18 protein-coding genes and 2 pseudogenes are annotated in these 19,209 nt (G+C 38.3%); 11 read left to right on the top strand and 9 right to left on the bottom strand.

What is annotated here, in order from left to right; all coding sequences use genetic code 11:
* Positions 1-55: 55 nt before the first annotated feature.
* Entirely contained in the window at positions 56-187 is a 132-nt protein-coding gene (locus tag RGF10_RS04255) for a YuzL family protein (protein ID WP_318507593.1), read from the top strand.
* An 88-nt stretch (positions 188-275) separates the two neighbouring features.
* Here the strand turns inward: RGF10_RS04255 and RGF10_RS04250 are convergent, their stop codons facing one another.
* From RGF10_RS04250 to RGF10_RS04230, 5 genes are read right to left on the bottom strand one after another with little or no spacing between them, the layout of a single operon-like run.
* Positions 276-1,193 (bottom strand): proline dehydrogenase, encoded by a 918-nt coding sequence (locus tag RGF10_RS04250; protein ID WP_318507591.1) that lies wholly within the window; start codon positions 1,191-1,193, stop codon positions 276-278.
* Positions 1,194-1,233: 40 nt separating this feature from the next.
* Positions 1,234-2,007 carry an IucA/IucC family C-terminal-domain containing protein gene (locus RGF10_RS04245; RefSeq protein WP_318507589.1) on the bottom strand — a complete coding sequence of 258 codons (774 nt, stop codon included), beginning with the start codon at positions 2,005-2,007 and terminating at the stop codon, positions 1,234-1,236.
* Positions 2,000-2,821 carry an ABC transporter ATP-binding protein gene (locus RGF10_RS04240; RefSeq protein WP_318507587.1) on the bottom strand — a complete coding sequence of 274 codons (822 nt, stop codon included), beginning with the start codon at positions 2,819-2,821 and terminating at the stop codon, positions 2,000-2,002. Before RGF10_RS04240 ends, RGF10_RS04245 begins: the two co-directional genes overlap by 8 nt.
* 56 nt (positions 2,822-2,877) lie before the next feature.
* Positions 2,878-3,930: a FecCD family ABC transporter permease gene (locus RGF10_RS04235; RefSeq protein ID WP_318507585.1), complete on the bottom strand. Its 1,053-nt coding sequence runs from the start codon at positions 3,928-3,930 to the stop codon at positions 2,878-2,880.
* The gene (locus RGF10_RS04230) at positions 3,927-4,931 is read right to left on the bottom strand and encodes a FecCD family ABC transporter permease (RefSeq protein WP_318507583.1); all 1,005 of its coding nucleotides are present in this window, start codon (positions 4,929-4,931) and stop codon (positions 3,927-3,929) included. The genes RGF10_RS04235 and RGF10_RS04230 overlap by 4 nt, the downstream gene beginning before the upstream one ends.
* A gap of 202 nt (positions 4,932-5,133) precedes the next feature.
* On the opposite strand from RGF10_RS04230, the gene RGF10_RS04225 reads away from it, so the two are divergent.
* The 4 genes from RGF10_RS04225 (at position 5,134) to RGF10_RS04210 (ending at position 10,026) form a co-directional block, all read left to right on the top strand.
* Positions 5,134-6,102: an ABC transporter substrate-binding protein gene (locus tag RGF10_RS04225; protein WP_318507581.1), complete on the top strand. Its 969-nt coding sequence runs from the start codon at positions 5,134-5,136 to the stop codon at positions 6,100-6,102.
* A gap of 165 nt (positions 6,103-6,267) precedes the next feature.
* Positions 6,268-7,749: a spore germination protein gene (locus RGF10_RS04220; protein WP_412176676.1), complete on the top strand. Its 1,482-nt coding sequence runs from the start codon at positions 6,268-6,270 to the stop codon at positions 7,747-7,749.
* A 128-nt stretch (positions 7,750-7,877) separates the two neighbouring features.
* Positions 7,878-8,969: a GerAB/ArcD/ProY family transporter gene (locus RGF10_RS04215; RefSeq protein ID WP_318507579.1), complete on the top strand. Its 1,092-nt coding sequence runs from the start codon at positions 7,878-7,880 to the stop codon at positions 8,967-8,969.
* Positions 8,962-10,026: a Ger(x)C family spore germination protein gene (locus RGF10_RS04210; protein ID WP_318507577.1), complete on the top strand. Its 1,065-nt coding sequence runs from the start codon at positions 8,962-8,964 to the stop codon at positions 10,024-10,026. The genes RGF10_RS04215 and RGF10_RS04210 overlap by 8 nt, the downstream gene beginning before the upstream one ends.
* A gap of 40 nt (positions 10,027-10,066) precedes the next feature.
* Here the strand turns inward: RGF10_RS04210 and RGF10_RS04205 are convergent.
* Positions 10,067-11,234 (bottom strand): annotated as a pseudogene (locus RGF10_RS04205) (FtsW/RodA/SpoVE family cell cycle protein).
* Between the two features lie 599 nt (positions 11,235-11,833).
* Here RGF10_RS04205 and RGF10_RS04200 point away from each other — a divergent pair.
* The 5 genes from RGF10_RS04200 (at position 11,834) to RGF10_RS04180 (ending at position 15,360) form a co-directional block, all read left to right on the top strand.
* Positions 11,834-12,760, top strand: coding sequence for a substrate-binding domain-containing protein (locus RGF10_RS04200; RefSeq protein ID WP_318507575.1), 927 nt, complete (start codon positions 11,834-11,836; stop codon positions 12,758-12,760).
* Between the two features lie 16 nt (positions 12,761-12,776).
* A complete protein-coding gene (locus tag RGF10_RS04195) occupies positions 12,777-13,655 on the top strand; it encodes an ABC transporter substrate-binding protein (protein WP_318507573.1) in 879 nt (292 codons plus the stop codon).
* A gap of 54 nt (positions 13,656-13,709) precedes the next feature.
* Positions 13,710-14,408 (top strand): ABC transporter permease, encoded by a 699-nt coding sequence (locus tag RGF10_RS04190; protein ID WP_318507571.1) that lies wholly within the window; start codon positions 13,710-13,712, stop codon positions 14,406-14,408.
* Positions 14,405-15,145 (top strand): ABC transporter ATP-binding protein, encoded by a 741-nt coding sequence (locus RGF10_RS04185; protein WP_318507569.1) that lies wholly within the window; start codon positions 14,405-14,407, stop codon positions 15,143-15,145. Before RGF10_RS04190 ends, RGF10_RS04185 begins: the two co-directional genes overlap by 4 nt.
* Positions 15,146-15,216: 71 nt before the next feature.
* A complete protein-coding gene (locus tag RGF10_RS04180) occupies positions 15,217-15,360 on the top strand; it encodes a hypothetical protein (protein WP_318507568.1) in 144 nt (47 codons plus the stop codon).
* Positions 15,361-15,408: 48 nt separating this feature from the next.
* Here RGF10_RS04180 and RGF10_RS04175 read toward each other — a convergent pair whose 3' ends face one another.
* A complete protein-coding gene (locus RGF10_RS04175) occupies positions 15,409-16,611 on the bottom strand; it encodes an MASE3 domain-containing protein (protein WP_318507565.1) in 1,203 nt (400 codons plus the stop codon).
* A 265-nt stretch (positions 16,612-16,876) separates the two neighbouring features.
* On the opposite strand from RGF10_RS04175, the gene RGF10_RS04170 reads away from it, so the two are divergent.
* Positions 16,877-17,542: an FMN-dependent NADH-azoreductase gene (locus RGF10_RS04170; protein ID WP_318507563.1), complete on the top strand. Its 666-nt coding sequence runs from the start codon at positions 16,877-16,879 to the stop codon at positions 17,540-17,542.
* A gap of 52 nt (positions 17,543-17,594) precedes the next feature.
* Here the strand turns inward: RGF10_RS04170 and RGF10_RS04165 are convergent.
* Together RGF10_RS04165 and RGF10_RS04160 are read right to left on the bottom strand one after the other, a co-directional pair.
* Positions 17,595-18,597: pseudogene (locus RGF10_RS04165) on the bottom strand (Gfo/Idh/MocA family protein).
* A 57-nt stretch (positions 18,598-18,654) separates the two neighbouring features.
* Complete coding sequence (locus RGF10_RS04160; protein ID WP_318507561.1) at positions 18,655-19,179, bottom strand: hypothetical protein; 525 nt, start codon at positions 19,177-19,179, stop codon at positions 18,655-18,657.
* Between the last annotated feature and the right edge of the window lie 30 nt (positions 19,180-19,209).

The raw sequence follows: 19,209 nt of genomic DNA, 5'->3' as shown, positions 1-19,209 counted from the left end.
TTTTAAAAATGAGGATTGATTATTTTGGGTAATCTATAAACGGAGGTGATATATTATGGCGAAGCATAAGAAAAATCCTTCTAAAGCTGGTGTTAGTGCAGCAAGTGTTAAAGGTAATGCCGGACCTGGTGGAGAGATGGCCGGTATCGATAAAGTTAATAGCCAAAACAACCAATTCAAGAAGTAACTTTGGGATTAGGGTCAGACCTCACCTACGATTTACAAGTTCGCGGTTCAAGATTGTAGCTTTGTGGTTTGACCCTGTCTGCATAGGTCTAGCGCTTTAGCATCCCTTTCAGCACAAACCCTACATTAGCTGGACGCTCTGCTAATCTGCGCATAAAATAGCCGTACCAATCAGTTCCAAAAGGGACGTAGACGCGCATCTTATAGCCCTCTTTTACAAGCTCTAATTGTCTTTCAGGACGAATGCCATAGAGCATTTGAAACTCAAATTGGTCAGTTGAAATATTGTGTTCACGAACGAATTGTTTCGTATATTCAATCATGACATCATCATGGGTAGCGACAGCCGTGTAATGACCATTCAAAAGGTGAAGCTTAATGATATTCTTGAAGTTTTCATCGACATCTTTTTTCTCGGGGAAGGCAACGGATGGAGGTTCTTTATAAGCACCTTTAACTAAACGAAGATTTGGTGAGTATGGACTTAAATCGATAATGTCTTCCATCGTTCGGAATAAATAGGCCTGAAGGACCGTTCCGACATGATTATATTGAACTTTAAGCTTTTTAAAAATCTCAATCGTTTTTAGACAATGATTGAAGTCCTCCATATCAATCGTAACAAACACATGGTGTTTTTTTGCTGTCTCCAGGATTTGATGTAAATTTCTCATCACTACTTCCTCGGAAATGTCTAACCCTAATGAAGTTAGTTTTATGGAGAGCTGGACGTTCAGGTTTTCTTGGCCGATCACTTCAATTGCATTAATGGAATGCGATGCTACTTCAATTGCTTCTCCTTCACTGTCAACAAATTCACCTAAATAGTCTAATGTGACCAACAAACCTTGTGCGTTCAATCCTTTGATCACCTCAATAGTTTGTTCAATACTTTCTCCGGCCACAAAGCGCGACGCACCAAATCGCAACCCGTATTTCTTTGCGAGCTTGGTCATTGTTTTATTTTTCGATAAAAAAAGAAAAAAATTCCGGATTGCTTGTTCCATCGTAACCTCTCCCCAATTATGACATGGACAAACTAACTCGTTATTTTAATTTATTACAAGTAACCGGACAGATATTACAACTTTTCATGTTCTTTTTTAATTGATTTGTAAAGCAGCAGGTTGTCCTTACCCGGACTTCTCTATTTTGTTCCTTGTTATATACAGATTTCGTGTAGTATTTGGTTAATGGATTTTGGTGGTAATCACCGAATAACTCACCACTCGCATGCTTTACGATAAATTGAAAGTCATCGACAGCTCTTTCTCTAACTGCATCATCTTTACATTCATTTAGAAAAGATTCGTACAACCAAAAGATGTATACGGCAATGTTTTCCCATAAAATATACTTCGAGATTTTCGAAATACGAACAAAAGCATTCATCAATGGAAATATATGCTTGGCAAACACTTCTGCTACTGCCTCACGACGCCATTCATGACGTGGTTCAGATGCTTCAAAGAAGCTTAAATCATTAAAACAGAAAGAAGGAAGCCACAAATCTCCTTGATAGCTGGACTCAATCGATACATTTTCAAACGTAATATTCAGACGTTTGTTCCAAACGGTCATCGCGTACAAATAAATAGCAGGAAGAAATGCGTACCGTTTCATCAGGATCGAAACTGCAACCTTATCGTTCGGAGCGCCGACTTCTTCCTTAACACGTTGTAAATATGCTAGGCAGCCTTCTCTATCATTCATGATTTCATGTAAGGGCACAGAAAGCTCAGATGACACTCTTTTTTCTGTCAAACGGAGACGTTTAAGCTCCGTCAGTTCTTCTTCAGTTAAGCTCATCCTGTTAGCCATGTACTACCTTCCCCTTTTGTTGAATGAATCTCCCCTTACCGTAAGGGATGCACAAAGGTGTACCAAATAACGGATCGATTGTGACTTCACATTTCATATTAAATACATTCATGACGAGATGACTGTTCATAATAGTTTCCGGCTTACCTTGTGCATAAATTGTCCGATCCTTAATCGCTACAATATTATGGGCATAGCGACAGGCCAAATTTAAATCATGTAGCACCATCACAATGGTTCGGTTTTCTTGCTCATTTAATTCAAATAACAAATCAAGAATTTCTATTTGATGGGTCATATCTAAATAGGTGGTTGGTTCATCCAATAGAATGACCTCGGTGTCTTGGGCAAGTGTCATGGCAATCCACGCACGCTGTCTCTGTCCACCTGATAAAGAATCAACACTTCGATCCTTAAATAGCTCCATGCCTGTTGCTTTTAAGGCAGCCTCTACCTTTAGTTCGTCGTCTTTTGACCATTGCTTTAACCATGATTGATAAGGATAACGCCCTTGTTTAACAAGCTGTAGTACCGTTAATCCTTCTGGAGCAATGGGTGATTGCGGTAAGATCGCCATTTTCTTAGCTACGTTTTTTGTTGACATATTGGCAATAGTAGCGCCATCAAGCAGTACAGTGCCAGTTTTTGGTTTAAGTAATCGGGCAATCGAGCGAAGCAGTGTTGATTTACCACAGCCATTTCCACCGATAAAAACAGTAATCTCCCCCTTAGGGATTTTTACATTTAAATCTTCAATTATTATCGTATCTCCATATGAAAGACTCAGATGATTTGTTTCAATCGCCGTATTCATTTTTTTCACACCTTTACTTGGTTTTGTTCCAATAAGCTTTACCTAGTCTTTCTGATTTATTGTCGTGCTTTAAATAATAGGTATATAAAATAAGGTGCGCCAATGCTGGCAGTAAATACCCCTGCAGGGATTTCAAGAGGTGAAAATAGAGTCCGTCCAATTAAATCTGCCGCTATCACAAGAATCGCTCCGATTAGTGCTGAAACAGGTAATAGTGCCCCAAATGCAGACCCAACTAATCTTCGCGCCATATGTGGCGCCATTAAGCCAACAAACCCAATCCCACCCGCAAACGCTACCGACCCGCCAATTAGTCCAGTACTTAGCAACAATAGTACGAGGCGTTGTCGTTGAATCTCTCCGCTTAAGCCGATGGCTATTTCATCACCAAGCTCTTGAATATTAATATGGCGAGCATAAATAAACGTAATGATTAACAGGATGAAAATCCACGGAACAAGTACTGAAACATTATCCCAATTTGATCCGTAGACGGTTCCGGTAATCCAAATATTTGCCTGACTTGCTTGATAGATTGGACCGAAAACCATCATCAGGGTGGTTAAAGCCTTCATTAACGTCATGATTCCAATGCCGATTAAAACAAGTCTGATTGGCGAAACTCCATTTTTCCAAGCCAAAAAATAAACAAGAAAAGCTACCATTACTGCACCGAAAAATGCAGCAACAGGCATCCATTTGATACTTACCGTTAACGCATTATTTTCATCACTAAAAAAAGCTAAAAATCCTACAACTGCAACGGCAGCTCCACCTGTAATCCCTAAAATATCTGGAGAGGCTAAAGGATTGCGGATCATTCCCTGGAGAATGCCGCCAGCGACAGCTAAGCCCATCCCAACCATCATTGCAACAATGATTCTAGGTAAGCGAAAGGTCTGTATGATCAAGCGGTCCATGTCTGTTCCTCCACCAAAAAGCACTTCAAGGACACTTAAGGGACCTATTTTCATTTCACCAAGACCTGTACTAACAACAAAAACGGCTGCAGTCAAAAACAGCAAGCTAAAAAACACGAATAATGCACGTATATTCATTAGGTAAGATATTTTTCCATTAAGTAATCTTACATTTTTGTATTGATTCATCGTCCATTGAACCCCCTTCTAGCAAGATAAATAAAGAATGGAGTTCCAATAATAGCCGTCATGACCCCAACAGGCATTTCCTCTGGCATCACAATATAACGTGCTGCGATATCAGCTGCGATTAAGAGAATCCCACCTAATAACGCAGAATAGGGAATCAACCAGCGATGGTCCGTCCCCACGATTGCACGAGTTACATGAGGTATAACTATCCCAATAAAAGCAATTTGACCTGCCACGGCAACTGCTCCACCTGATAAAAGAATGACTATGATCACGGCGATCACTTTGATAAAACCTGTATTTAATCCTAGTCCCTTAGCTACGTCCTCCCCCATCGCAAACACATTCAATTTACCAGAAATGATAAGTGCAATAACCCAACCAAATGATAGGTACGGCAATACCGACATTAAATTTTCTAATTTTCTTCCAGCAACTGAACCTGATAGCCAAAACAAAACCTGCTCTAGTGCCGCTTCATTTATGACGAGCAAGCCTTGGGTTAATGAGGCAAACATTGCCGTCAAAGCTGCACCAGCAAGGGTCAGCTTCATCGGTGTTAGGCCTTCACGTCCGACGGAACCGACAGCAAAGACACAGATTGCTGCCACTGCAGCACCGAAAAATGATACCCATGTAAACAGCTGAAGATTACTTGAATGGTAGATGGCCACAGCAATGACAACAGCCAATCCAGCCCCAGCGTTAACGCCGAAAAATTCAGAGGATGCCAGTGGATTTTTCGTAAGGGTTTGTAATAAAACACCAGAAATCGCTAAACTCGCACCAACAGCAGCAGCAATAAACGCCCTCGGGAGACGTACTGTTTGAAGAATCAAATGCTCATTTGAACCATTAAAGCTTGTAAAAGAATCCAGTGCAACCTTCCAAGAAGTATCAGTGTAGCCATAAACAACACTGGAACACACTAATAACAAAAGTAGGCTTAAAACAACAATTAAACCTACCCACTTTTCAACATTACTTTTTAATAGCATTATAGATACCCTCTTTATTGTTATAAAAAGATGAATTCAAATTCAGTCTATTTTAATTGAGAATCAATGTCAATGAGAATCGTTTTCATTTTTAATCAAAACAATTACTTTATGTATTGACAACGTGTTTAGATTGCCATTATGATATGGTTGTTCAATTGAAAATGATTATCATTAACAATTAAGTGGAGGCTACATACTGATGAAAAAATTGAAGATTTTCCTATCCCTTCTTATACTCGGAGCTCTATTTATGCTCGCTGCTTGTGGGAAGGATGGAGCAGACAAGACAACGGAAACGAAGGAAAAGGAACCGAAAACCGAAGAAACAAGCTATACGATACAGCATGCAATGGGCGAAACGACATTAGAAAAAACGCCTAAACAAATTGTTATTTTAACAAATGAAGGCACAGAAGCATTACTTGCGATGGGAGTAACTCCAGTAGGCGCTGTTCAATCTTGGACAGGAGATCCTTGGTATGATCATATTGCTAAAGATATGAAGGATGTTCAAGTTGTCGGGGTAGAATCACAAGTCAATGTTGAAGCAATTGCGGCTCTAAAGCCAGATCTAATCATAGGTAATAAAATGCGCCAAGAAAATATTTATCCGCAATTAAGTGCAATTGCTCCTACTATTTTTGCAGAAACATTACGTGGCGATTGGCAAGAAAACTTCAAACTTTATGCAAAGGCCATTAATAAAGAGGAAAAAGGGCAAGAAGTGCTAAAGGCATACGAAGACAAAATTGCAGGTTTAAAGGAAGAACTTGGCGACAAACTAAGCATGAAGGTTTCAATGGTGCGCTTTATGTCAGGTGATGTTCGAATCTATCATAAGGATACTTTTTCTGGGGTTATTTTAGATCAACTAGGGTTCGCCCGGCCTGAAAGCCAGAATGTAGATGATTTTGCTGAGCGTAATGTAACGAAGGAACGTATACCAGCTATGGATGGTGATATCCTTTTTTACTTCACCTATGATACAGGAGATGGCACTGCAACTGAGCTAGAAAAGGAATGGACCCAAGATCCGTTATTTAAAAACCTAGAAGTCTCAAAACAAGGAAATGTCCACAAAGTGAATGATGTAATCTGGAACACTGCTGGTGGCGTTATTGCCGCAAACTTAATGCTAGACGATTTAGAAAACAAATTTTTAAAATAAAGAATCCTCTCCCTAATAATATGGGGCTAGCCATCGGATACATTGGCTAGTCCTTTTTTATTGGTTATTTTCCCCCACTCCTTCTATTCATTTTTCCCATTCCATTCATAACATTTCCTGTGTTGGAAATAATACAAAAAAGGCAGAACGACATAGGTGATAAACATGATGGATTGGTTCAAAAGGAAACCTAAGGAATTAGAAGAGTTAGAAACAAAACTAGCTAATTCTGCTGATTATAAAAAAACAGAGTGTGTGAATAAAGAAACAGATGTGCAATTTCATCTTTCATTTATCGCAACATTGATTGATGATAATGTCCTGCAGACGAGTATTCTTCCCAATCTATTGGAATGTACCTTTCATTCTCTTGAGGATATTGCTACCATCGTTCCCGTTGCTGATATTCAAATTAGCAAGGATGTCGCAATGATTGAGAAAAAACTGTTTGATGGCTATGTTATGGTCACTCTCGAAGCAAATCGAAATCAATTTGCTTTTATCTCTGCCCGCAAGGAAATAGTGCGCAGTATTGCAGCACCAGAAGTGGAATTCAGTGTTGTTGGACCAAAGGAATCCTTTGTCGAATCGATTGGACAAAATCTAAATCTGATTCGAAAGCGCATTCCAATTAAAGAGTTATATATTGAGCAAATGAAAGTGGGGAAGCTTTCAAAAACAGAAATCGCCATATTGCATATAGATGGGATAGCTGATAAAGAAAATGTCAATACGATTCGCCAGCGGATTCAAGATTTAGATTTTGATTTGATTGCAGATAGCTCGTATCTTGTTCAGCTCATCTGCGATAATGAGAATTCTCCCTTCCCACAGCTTTTGGATACTGAGCGACCCGACCGTGTCGCCGCGATTCTAGCAGAAGGAAAAATTGCAGTGGTGGTCGATGGTTCTCCACATGTCCTGATCGCACCGACGACACTTGTTGAATTTTTCAGCTCATTTGAAGATTATTTTTTAAATTGGTTTTTATCATCGTTTTTCCGGCTTATTCGTTTATTTGCGGTTGCCTTTTCACTTTTAATCACACCGATTTATGTGGCAGCCCTCAATTATCACTATGAACTGATTCCTAAGGATTTATTAACAACGCTTGTGTCATCAAGAAGGTTAATTCCATTACCTCCTATCCTTGAGGCGTTCTTTCTAGAACTCACAATCGAATTACTTAGAGAGGCTGGAGCAAGACTTCCGACAAAGGTCGGACAAACAATCGGTATCGTAGGCGGGATCGTGATTGGAACGGCTTCAGTTGAAGCTGGATTGACGAGTAACGTTTTATTAATCATTGTTGCCTTAGCAGCACTTGCCTCGTTTACTACTCCCGTCTATAAAATGGGCAACACCATTCGTTTAATGCGTTTTCCATTTTTATTTTTTGCCGAATTGTGGGGATTAGTGGGCATCGTCTATTGTTTCTGTCTATTGCTTACACATTTACTAAGACTTACATCACTAGGTCGACCGTTCTTGGAACCGATTTATCCTCCAAGGACAGTCGACATAAAGGATGCATTTGTTCGTCTACCGTTTAAAAAGCTTTCAGTAAGGCCTAGTTATTTGCGAACAAATCAACCCAATCGCTTTAATACAAAAAAGGCGAAAGAAAAGAAGGATATTGATGAATGATACTTATTTTTTCCATTGACTTATTAAAGTGAATGTTGATTTTTGTGCAAAGTTGATTGGAGCACCTGCAGTGAAAATCAACAGACAAATCTAACAAAGCCATCCCATTAATCAAAGGAGGGATACACTTGCCACAGCCTATTGCTGAAAATAAAAAAATATCCCCTTTCCTTGTTTATTATTTAATAATTGGCATGCAAATTGGAATCGGTATTCTTGGATATCAACGAATTATAGCCAAGGATGCTGGATATGATGCATGGGTTTCAGTAGTGCTTGCAGGTTTAACCATCCACATCCATGTATGGATGATGTATAAAATTCTAGAAACCGTAGATGGAGATTTATTTAAGGTCCATCAATATATTTTCGGGAAAATGTTTGGAAAAATAGTCAGTTCCATCTTTATTTTTTACTTTTGTCTTTATGCCACAGCAGTTTTGAGAGCATTTGTTGAAGTTATTCAAGTTTGGGTTTTTCCAGATCTAAATATTTTTTGGTTCTCGTTCGCTTTTTTATTTTTATGTATATATATCGTTTTTGGAGGCTTTCGGACCGTAACAGGGATTGCCTTTTTCGGAACAGTGTTGCCAGTCTATTTAATTTTCATTTTTGCCTATGCGCTGCCTTATTGCGATATTAGTAATATCCAGCCCGTTATGGACCATTCCATTAAAGGGCTATTAATGGCCTATTTTCATATGTCCCTAACATACACAGGCTTTGAAACGTTACTATTTGTTTACCCATTTATTAAAGACCCTCAAAAATCAAAAAAGTGGGCCCATATGTCCGTTCTAACTACAACCATCATCTATACCGGACTAGCCGTTATCACCTTTGCGTATTTTTCAGAACGGCAGCTTCAGGAAACCATTTGGCCAACATTAAACATTTGGAAAATTGTTGAGATGCCCTTTGTTGAACGGTTTGAGTATATAGGGATTGCCAATTGGAATCTTATTGTATTACCGAATGTATGTATTTCACTATGGATTGCCAGCCGACTAATGAAACAAATATTTAATTTCAAGCAAAAAAAAGGAGTCATCGTCTTATCCCTTATTTGCTTAATTGCTTCATCCCTCGTTATAACTAGAATGGATATTAATAATCTATCTGATCTGTTTGGAAAAATGAGTTTTGCTGTAAATAGTATCTATATACCTTGTTTATTTATTGCCGTCATGATTGCCAAGAGGGTGAAAAAGCATGCTTAGAAAATGTAGTTTCATATGCTTGATGCTCCTACTATTAACAGGGTGTGTCGAAAAGGAAATATTAGATGACATCAGCATCGAAAGTGGACTTGGGTTTGATTATTATAAAAAAGGTCAGATTTTAGGAACAGCATTAGTGCCCAATTATATGCCTGATAAATCCATAAAAAATGTGACCTATACGTCTGTTTCTGCCATGAATCGCGAATTGTTTCTTGAAATGCAACGACAATCAGCCGATCCCCTCGTAATTGGGAGCTTACAGGTCGCTTTATTTGGTGAAAAATTAGCCAAAAACGGCATTATTGACCTCATTGACTCGCTGCAACGGGATGCAACAATTGGTGAGCGGCTATACTTAGTCGTCGTAGATGGAAAAGCAAGTGAGCTATTAAAGCACGATTATGGAACAAGTGGAAACGCTACCTATATTTCTAATCTAATTGAACAAAATATTAAAGCCCGTGATTTGCCAAAGTCCAATCTCCATAGGTTCATTTACGATTTTTTCCAAACAGGTAAAGACTCCTATCTTCCGACATTAAAAAAAATTGGTAAAGATAAAATGGAAATAAGCGGGATAAGTCTCTTTAAAAAGGATAAAGTCGTCGACACCCTTCCCACAAGCAAAATGTTCTTTTTTAAACTATTGGTCGATCAATATAGCGAAGGAACCTATAAAATAAAAATGGGTGATGAAGAGGCTGCTGTACGGAGCATTTTATCGAAAACCCATTTTGAATTATCAAAGAAGAATCCTACTGAAGTAACCATTCACATTAAAATAAAAGGATCCATTCGAGAATTCTCAGGAAATAAACTTTCGTCGAAAGCCATAAAAGCGATTGAAAAAAATATGGAGAAAAAAGTAAATCAAGAAAGCTTGAAGCTACTCAATCATTTTAAAGAAATTGGAATTGATCCAGTTGGAATCGGCCATTTTGTTAAATCAAGAACGAGACATTTCGACTATGAAAAATGGAAAACCACCTATAAAACGGTACCGATAAAAATAGAAACAAAAGTTAAAATTATTGATGCGGGGGTTATTGAATAAAAAAAGTGGGAGCGCCATTTCATTGAGGCTCCCACTCTTTTTAATCTGAGGTTGAAAACATATATTTTTTGTGATGGTACCGTATCGAAAAAATCAACCCGATCGCAAGCATATTCCCCATAAGCGAGCTACCACCATAACTGACAAACGGCAAAGGAATACCGGTAATTGGAAGGACCCCGATGGTCATCCCAACATTTTGAAAAACGTGGAAGGTAATCATACTAATCACACCCACACAAATAAACGTATAAAAATCATTCTTCGTCTCCATACCGATTCTCGTAATATGATAAATGAGCAGAAAGAACAAGCTGACAACGACACTCGCCCCTACAAACCCAAATTGTTCACCAACAATACTAAAGATAAAATCCGTTTGCCCTTCTGGTAAATAGACTTCCCCTTTACCAAAACCTTTTCCGACCGTCTCACCAGATCCAATTGCAAGCAGCGATTGCGTCAATTGGTCACCGGTTGAATCTTGGAAGTTATATGGGTCCAACCACGAATAAATTCGATTAAATTGATATTGCTCAACACCAAGCGCTTTTTCTAGTAACTCTGGTTTCGCAATCACTAAATAGAAGATGGAAGAAACGAGCAATATACCGGGTACTAAAAATCGGCAATAACAGCCTCCAGTTTATCCCTGAAATAAAAATCATACCAAGCATAATGGCGATAAATACAAGTGAAGTTCCAAGGTCTTCCTTTATAACTAAAATCAATGGCGCAAACGTGACTAGTCCAATTTTTACAAGCAGCCAGAAATCGGTTTTGATCGTTTTCACTTGATTATTCTGATGATGTTCAATGATCACTCTCGCTAATGTCAAAATAAGAAAAACTTTAACAAACTCTGAAGGCTGAATTGTTCCTAAACCAAAAGGCAACTTGTACCAGTTTTTCGAACCATTGATGACAGGCGCAATACTTGTTGGGGCCACAATTAAAAAACCTTGTACGACTAACCCGAGGCCATAAACATACCATGATATTTTTTTTAACTGATCCGAATCCAATGTAATGACACTAGCAATAATACCAGTACCAACTGCATACCAAAAGATTTGTTTAAATAAGAAATTTCCTTCGTATTGTCCTTGGGCACTATAGATTGCCAAACAACTGGATAAAAATAATAAAAATAATATTAAAACTAAACCGTAGTCTAGTCGAGGTGTATTTTTTTGATTAGTAGCCATGTTAAATCCCCTACTCTAATAAAGTGAATCTCTTCTATCAGTGAGTTATACTATTAGCCACTGACGAAAGTCCATTCTTTCATTATATTTTTATTAATCCAAAATCACAACTCGGAAAAAATAGGATATCATGAATAAGACGTAGAAAATAGTACTTTGGTTTCATATTTAATTAATTTACCAATGAAAGAACATGGTTGATTTTTGAACATTTGTTGATTGGAGCGGAAGGTGCGAGACTCCTGCGGGAGAAGGTGTCTCGGGAGACCCCACAGGCGCTAGGGCGCCGAGGAGAACGAAAAGCGGAAGCGGCTTGCCCAGGGGCGACAGGCATAAGACGAGCCGGCATGAAGGTCGTTCTTTGACCTTCTTGACGGATTGGCTTATGACCCCGAGCCCCTAGCCGCTGCAGCTAGACAGGCTCCCGGACTCCCCGCTGGGTCGCTGAGCACCTGCAGCGGAAATCAACAGACTAATTCAACCAAAATCGATGGAACTTAACAAAACTTAACAAAACTTAACGATACATGATAAAAATCATAGAAACTAATTAAAACTTCAATTATACTATTAATATGGAGTTGCTAGGAGGGTCCAGAATGAATGACCAAATGTATACGCCAGATGAAATCGCTACGATATTTAAAATATCGAAGCATACCGTTTATGAGCTGATAAAGAGAGGTGAATTGCGAGCCTTTAAAGTAGGAAACAAGATGCGAATTGAACAGTCAGAGGTTGACCGCTATAAAGGAAGTATGATGGCAGCGCCAAAGCAAGAAAAAATGAGCAATACCCCTCCCAATTCTATACAAATGTATACTATTAAAATTACAGGCAGTCATGATTTTGTTATTGAACACTTGCTTAAAATGGTCCAAAAGGAAATGCATTCGATTTCATTACAGCCATCATTTATCGGTAGTTTGGAAGGACTCATGACACTCTACCATGGCGCTTCTGATGTTGCAGCGATTCACTTGCTTGATCCAGCGTCACAAACATACAATATTCCATTTATCAAACAGCTTTTTGTTCACGAGCCTATTACAGTGTTGAGATTGGGTGCTAGAGAACAAGGATTTATTGTAAAAAATGGGAATCCAAAGCAAATTCAATCATTTGAGGATCTTGTACGGAAAGATGTCTCGTTTATTAATCGACAAAAGGGCTCTGGCACACGATTTATCTTTGACCATTATTTATCAGTACATAATATCGCACCTGCCTCTATTATAGGCTATGACAATGAAGAATGGACTCATTTATCAACCGCTTCAGCTGTCAGTCGTGGTGCAGGAGATGTTGCTTTTGGGATTCGCTCGGCTGCAAGTCAGCTCAATCTCGACTTCATCCCGGTTACAAATGAGCAATTCGATCTCGTATTTCGTTGGACTGACGAAAACAAAAGTGCTCTTGATGCGTTAATCTCCTTAATCCAATCACCAGATTTTGCATCGAGCACGCGAGACATGGAAGGCTATGACTTTAGTGAATTAGGTAAAATAATTTATCAAAAACATTAGTGGGGGATATTTCAACATGAAAATGAAAAAGTTTTCGTTATTAAGTGTCGTATTTTTAATGATGTTCTTATTGTTTGGATGTGCTCAAAACGACACGAAAACAGAAACAAGCAATGATAAGAAAAAGACTGAAGAAAAAGCTGAAGCACCAAAGGATATGATTCTTGCCACTACAACAAGTACGCAGGATAGCGGCCTTCTGGATGTAATAATCCCTAAATTTGAAAAAGAGGCAAATGTTAATGTTAAGATCATTGCGGTCGGTACAGGACAAGCCCTTGAAATGGGAACAAAAGGTGAAGCAGATGCGCTTCTTACACACGCTCCAAAGTCCGAGCAAGTGATTGTTGATGCTGGCGACGCCATTAATTACAAACGCGTAATGTATAATGATTTTATCATCGTAGGTCCAAAAAAAGACCCTGCTGGTGTAAAAGGCTTAGATACTTTAGAAGCATTCAAAAAGATTTTTGATTCAAAATCAATTTTCGTTTCTCGTGGCGACGATTCTGGCACACATAAAAAGGAACTGGAAATTTGGACTGCGGCTAGTTTAGATCCTAAAACCCTTTCTTCTTATGTTTCCGCAGGTCAAGGGATGGGACCAACCCTCCAAATCGCTGCTGAAAAAGGCGGTTATGTATTAACAGACCGTGCGACTTTCTTAGCCCAACAGAAAAACTTAGGTGAAGTAAGCATTTTAGTTGAAGGCGGAAAAGATTTACAAAATATTTATCATGTGATGCAGGTAAACCCTGAAAAACATGATAAAGTAAATAGTGAGAGTGCAGAAGCTTTCGTTGAGTTTATGGTGAAAGATTCAACACAAAAAATCATTAGTGAATTTGGCGTGAAAGAATACGGAGAGCCACTATTCTTCTCTTACACAGAATAATCCGTTTTCCCGCTGAACAGCAAAATTTTCCAACTGAAGGATGCGAGCGGGCAGATGAATTTATTATTTGAAGGCTTAAAAAAAGCAGTTGAAATGGTTTTATCAGGTGATAGCGAAATATTCGCTATCACCTTATTGACATTAAGGGTGTCCTTTACAGCAATTTTCATCAGCATGCTCATTGGCATACCCGTCGGTACATTGCTAGGGCTAACCCGATTTCCTGGGAAAAGATTCCTTTTAGTGCTAATCAATATTGGTATGGGGCTACCTCCAGTGGTTGCCGGTTTATGGATAACGATTTTCCTATGGCGTTCAGGTCCGCTAGGGGATTTATCGTTGCTCTATTCACCAACAGCAATCGTGATGGCACAAATCCTGGTCTCTCTCCCTATCATTACAGGATTAACCTGCACAGCCTTTCAACAAATCGATCAAAAGCTGCTGTTGCAAATTAAAGCTTTAGGAGCAACAAAAGTACAAACAGTATGGATTCTGTTAAAAGAAACGAAAATCGCAATCATGGCCGCGATTATGGCGGGGCTTGGTCGGATTTTAGCAGAAGTAGGTGCAGCGATGATGGTTGGTGGGAACCTGCAGGGTGAAACACGGATCCTCACCACCTCAATTGTAATGGAGGTTTCGAAAGGAAATTTTGATGTTGCCCTTGCCCTCTCATTTATCTTAATTACGATAGCGTTTTTGATCACTTTCTTATTAACTTTTCTCCAGCAAAGGACGCGAAATGTATGAAACCTATCTTACACCTCCAAAATATTACCTATGCAAGAGGCGGACAAACGATCCTGCAAATTCCTGATGTTCACCTAAATCAGGGCGAAGTTGTTGGAATTATGGGTCCAAATGGAGCTGGTAAAAGTACATTAGTGAAGGTAATGGCCTTATTAGAGGAGCCTAACACTGGCTCTATTTTTTATCATGGAGCTGAGGTAACGGTGAAATCATTTTCGCTCGAACAGCGCCGAAAATTTGCGATTGCCCTTCAACAGTCCTTGCTACTTAATACAACCGTGTTTCAAAATGTCGCACTCGGGCTAAAGCTACGAAAGTTAAGTAAAAATACAATTGCAGAGAAAGTCCATTACTGGTTAGAAAAATTTCATATTGCTCATTTGGCGAATAAAAATGCGAAAAGCCTATCAGGCGGTGAGGCCCAGCGAGTCAATTTAGCAAGAGCCTTCGTCTTAGAGCCAGAGGTGTTATTTTTGGATGAACCATTCTCAGCCCTAGACTTTCCAACAAAAGTTAAGCTGTTAAAGGATTTGAAATCAATCCTCGAAACCACGAAAACGACGACTGTTTTTATTAGTCACGATATGCTAGAGATCAAGTTTCTTACATCTAATTTAATGATTATGATCGACGGGAAAATCGAACAAGCCAGCACAACCGAAGAAGTTATTTCCTTGCCAAATGAAAAAACAGCCAGCTTCCTCAGCGAATGGACATTAAGTGGGGTTCTAGGCTAACTTTCAATACATAATTTTCTAGCTTACATTGCATACTATCCTTGAATTCTTTTCATAAAGGAGCTAGAAAAATGACGAAGAAAGTGAATAAAGGCTCAAGTAACCAAAACTCGCCTAGAAGAGGACAAACAGAGTTCGCAAAGGAAATTACAAGCGGAGATAATAGCAAAGGGAACAAGCGAAATAAGAGCCAGAATGACAAAAGTGACGAATAATACCCAAAAAACGGCTAACGATCTCTCGTCAGCCGTTTTGTTAATCTATTAAAAATGGATTGATGAATATCGATGGAGCTGATGAGCAGATTCATCAATATTGGTAATATCAATCACTGTGCCAAGTACCTCAACTACTTCATTCTCGTTGAATAGTGGTTTTAACCTAAAGAGAAGTTGTTTGTTTTGTACAACGGCTTTAAATGTGACATTTGTGCCTGTGTCCCAGCACCTTTGATAGTATTCCTCAATCAAGGTAGCTTTTTTAGGAAAAAGCTCGGAGGTTGTTTTTCCCACCACACTAGTTGGCAATATTCCTAATTCCTCCAATAAGTCTCCATCACAGGTATTGTGAATAAATTGCTTCCCTTCTTTTTTAAAGGTAAAAAAGATTCCCTGAAACTCATGCAACAAATCTGATAATTGTAACTCATTCTTTTGAAAATGACTTTCAAAAAAGCTTTCTTTCTCAATTGAATAGTGGAAACCTTTTAAAATGTAAAAGTAGCCCACCACCTTAAATAAATGCCCTGAAAAATTATAAATATCATATACACTTTTATAGATAGTGAAAATCAACTCTGATAAAAATAAAACAGTAAAGGCAAGCGCAAAATATAGATATTCTTGTTTTTTCCTTTCGTTGTAGAAAAACAGTGCAAAAACGATTGACATAATATGTAGGAAACAAACGAAATATTCAATCGAGTTTTTTAAATATGTTGTTCCTTTTCCTTCTACAACCAATAACGGCAAGCTCATTTCATATTGATACACGATAAATCCAATTAGCGTAACAATACTAATACTAGCAGTCAATAATAGATTCCTTGGGTCGTAGCTGAGCTTCCGATCAGGAAGAATCAAAATGAGTAACAAAGATGCTGCTTCAAATGTCCTGGCAATGACCCAAAACCATGTCGCATTATTGGCTGAGCTGTCTGTAATGAAAAATGGCATTCCTTTATAGGAAATCGTGTGCATCAAATCAATCATGGCTATAATGAAATAAACTAGGGCCAGAACGAGCATTTTACTAGATCGAATTTGACCGAATTTTTTCCAGCCATATAAGAAAATGGATGATGAAATAGCAATGGCAAAGAACTCCAAAATTAGGTGGATGCTGACAAAATTAATTGGATTGTACAGAGCAGATAATTGCGTGTGGAAAAAATAGGTTGTGACCAGCAGCAGTACTGAAAATAAAATATAAAATAAAAACTTTCCTTCTGTTAAAGAGGGTTTCATATTTTACACCTCCTCTCTCTTCCTCTTTTTTTAATATATTATAATTCCTTCTTTTCCCACTTCGACGAGTAAGATTTTGCATCTTTATGACTTTTCACTAAAATGTATTTATTTTTAAAAACTTGGCTCTGTCAGCCTCATAAGGATAAAGCGAAAGACACATAATAGTCATGAACTTCACCACTTGTTCAATTACACACATAGTTTTTTTCTTTATTATAGAAGAAAGGACACTATACTTTTACTTAAGGATGGGTTGCTCATAATGGCTAAACTACTTTATGTTACTGTTAATCCAAAAAAAGATATTGAACGCTCAAAAGGACGTCAAATTGGTGAAGTTTTTTTAGAAGCCTTCCGTGAAGAACAACCGGACGTTGAAATCGTTAATTGGGATTTATATAACTTAGATATGCCTTTAATGGATGAAGATTTATTATACGCTCGTGCAAAGCTTTCTTTTATGGGCTATAAGATGGAAGATTTATCGGAGAATGAACGTTCACAAATTACAAGAATGTGGGCATTAGCCGACGAGTTCATTAGTTTTGATTACTATGTGTTTGTTTCCCCAATTTGGAACCTTGGATCTCCTGCTATTTTAAAAGCATTTTTAGATAATTTATTTGTTGCTGGCAAGACTTTCACCTATACAAAAGAAGGTGCATTAGGTCTTTTAACAGATAAAAAAGCTATCCATATTCAAACTCGTGGTGGCATTTATTCACACGGTCGCATGGAGCCACTTGAATTTGGCGATCGCTTCTTAAAAGCTGCACTTGGCTTCTTAGGAATGGACGTCAAAGAAACTGTGTTTGCAGAAGGTCTAGATCACTTCCCTAAACAAATTCCAGAAATCATGGCAGAGGCTAAAGAAAAAGCAGCAGCTGCAGCTCGCGAAATGGCAAAAGAACCAGTTAAACAAGCTTAATAACAAATAGAAAAAAGGACTGTCAGTGACACTGACAGTCTTTTTTCATCTATTAAAGCTTAGTTACAGGTGAATGATCTGCGGGAAACTCGATGCCCATTTGCTTACGAGCTTCATCTAGGATATCCATCACGATTAAGGAATTTGGAAGAGAATTAATCTTCGACTGGTTTTGACCATCTTTAATTAACTCAATAAACTCCTTCGCCTCATAGTACATAGGCTGATGCTCATCGGCAACTGATAAATCTTCTTTTTCACCGTTACGATAGTGAATTTCCACTGTCTCCAGGTATATTAATTTTATCAAGAATGATATTGCCTTCTTCCCCCTGAATTTCGGCCGGAAGGGTAGAATTGCTTATTTTTGAAAACATAACAACCGCATCCATCTCTTTATATTTTAAGATGATACTCCCTTTCCCATCTACTCCGGACTCAAGGCGAAGGCCAGTAGCTTGGATACTTTCAGGCGCCCCGAATAATACGACTAATGGATAAATACAGTAGATTCCAATATCCATAATGGCTCCATTAGAAAATTCCGGTTTGAATGCATTTAAAATATTGCCTGCTTTGTAGGCATCATACCTTGAGGAATATTGACAATAGCTAGCAAAATAGCTTCTTACCTTTCCTATCTTATGTATGTTTTCACTTGCGACGCGAAAATTTGGTACGGTCGTTGATTTTAGTGCTTCCATTAATAACACATTATGTTTCTTTGCTGCTGCGACCATTGCTTCAAGTTCGGTTTTATTTGAGGCAATCGGTTTTTCACAAAGCACATGCTTGCCATGTTCTAAGAAAACGATAGACTGTCTCGCATGAAACGAATTAGGACTCGCAATATAAACGGCATCAATATCGGAACTGTTTGCCATTTCACTAAGATCTGTGAAAATGTTTTTGACTCCAAACTTTTTTGCAAATGCTTGAGCTGTTTCCTCAGCTCTTGAATAGACTGCTGATAATTGAAAATCTGGATGTTCCTTTGCTGCACTAATAAAGCTTTCCGTTATCCAATTCGTACCAACTACACCAAACCTAATCAAGTATTTTCCTCCTTTTAAGTAACCAAAAGAGTGCCATAGTTTTTATGCATTAGTGGTTTATTCTTTATTCATGGCACTTTTGTATTCATCTATTAGTTTATATTTTTGTTGTTCATTATGAATAAGTGTATTACCGAATTTCGGGATGATTTGCTGCCAACCATTTTTGCGATCTGGTGATGTTGCAAACAAGTACATGCTTCCAGGCTTTAGTAGAGCATCTCCCTCATATTTTGATAAATAAAGCTTACCCTTTTCTTTGTAGTATCCAGCCTGTTGATTGACGATAATGTCATCCAGAAACCCACCCTTGACATTTTGAGTGATTCGAACGGAAAACTGTGTGCTCGGTTTTCCTTGATAAGCTTCATGGCCCACCTGTTTAATGACCTCTCCAATAAAAATATTTTCACTATCATCACTAATGTTTCGTTTATCAGAATCGTCCTTCTGTTTATCATAGACTCTGTTCACAGCAATTGCATTTTCTTTGTTATCCAACCAATAAGTATTCAACTTCACAAAAAGTAATCCAGTAATAATAATTAGAAAGACTGAAGATAGTAATATTTTTTTCTTCATTTCACAAACACCTTTCTAGAATGTTTTATA

The sequence above is a fragment of the Bacillus sp. T3 genome (genome assembly GCF_033449965.1).
GTDB lineage: Bacteria > Bacillota > Bacilli > Bacillales > Cytobacillaceae > Bacillus_BU.
This window is presented reverse-complemented; position numbering and strand designations above follow the sequence as displayed.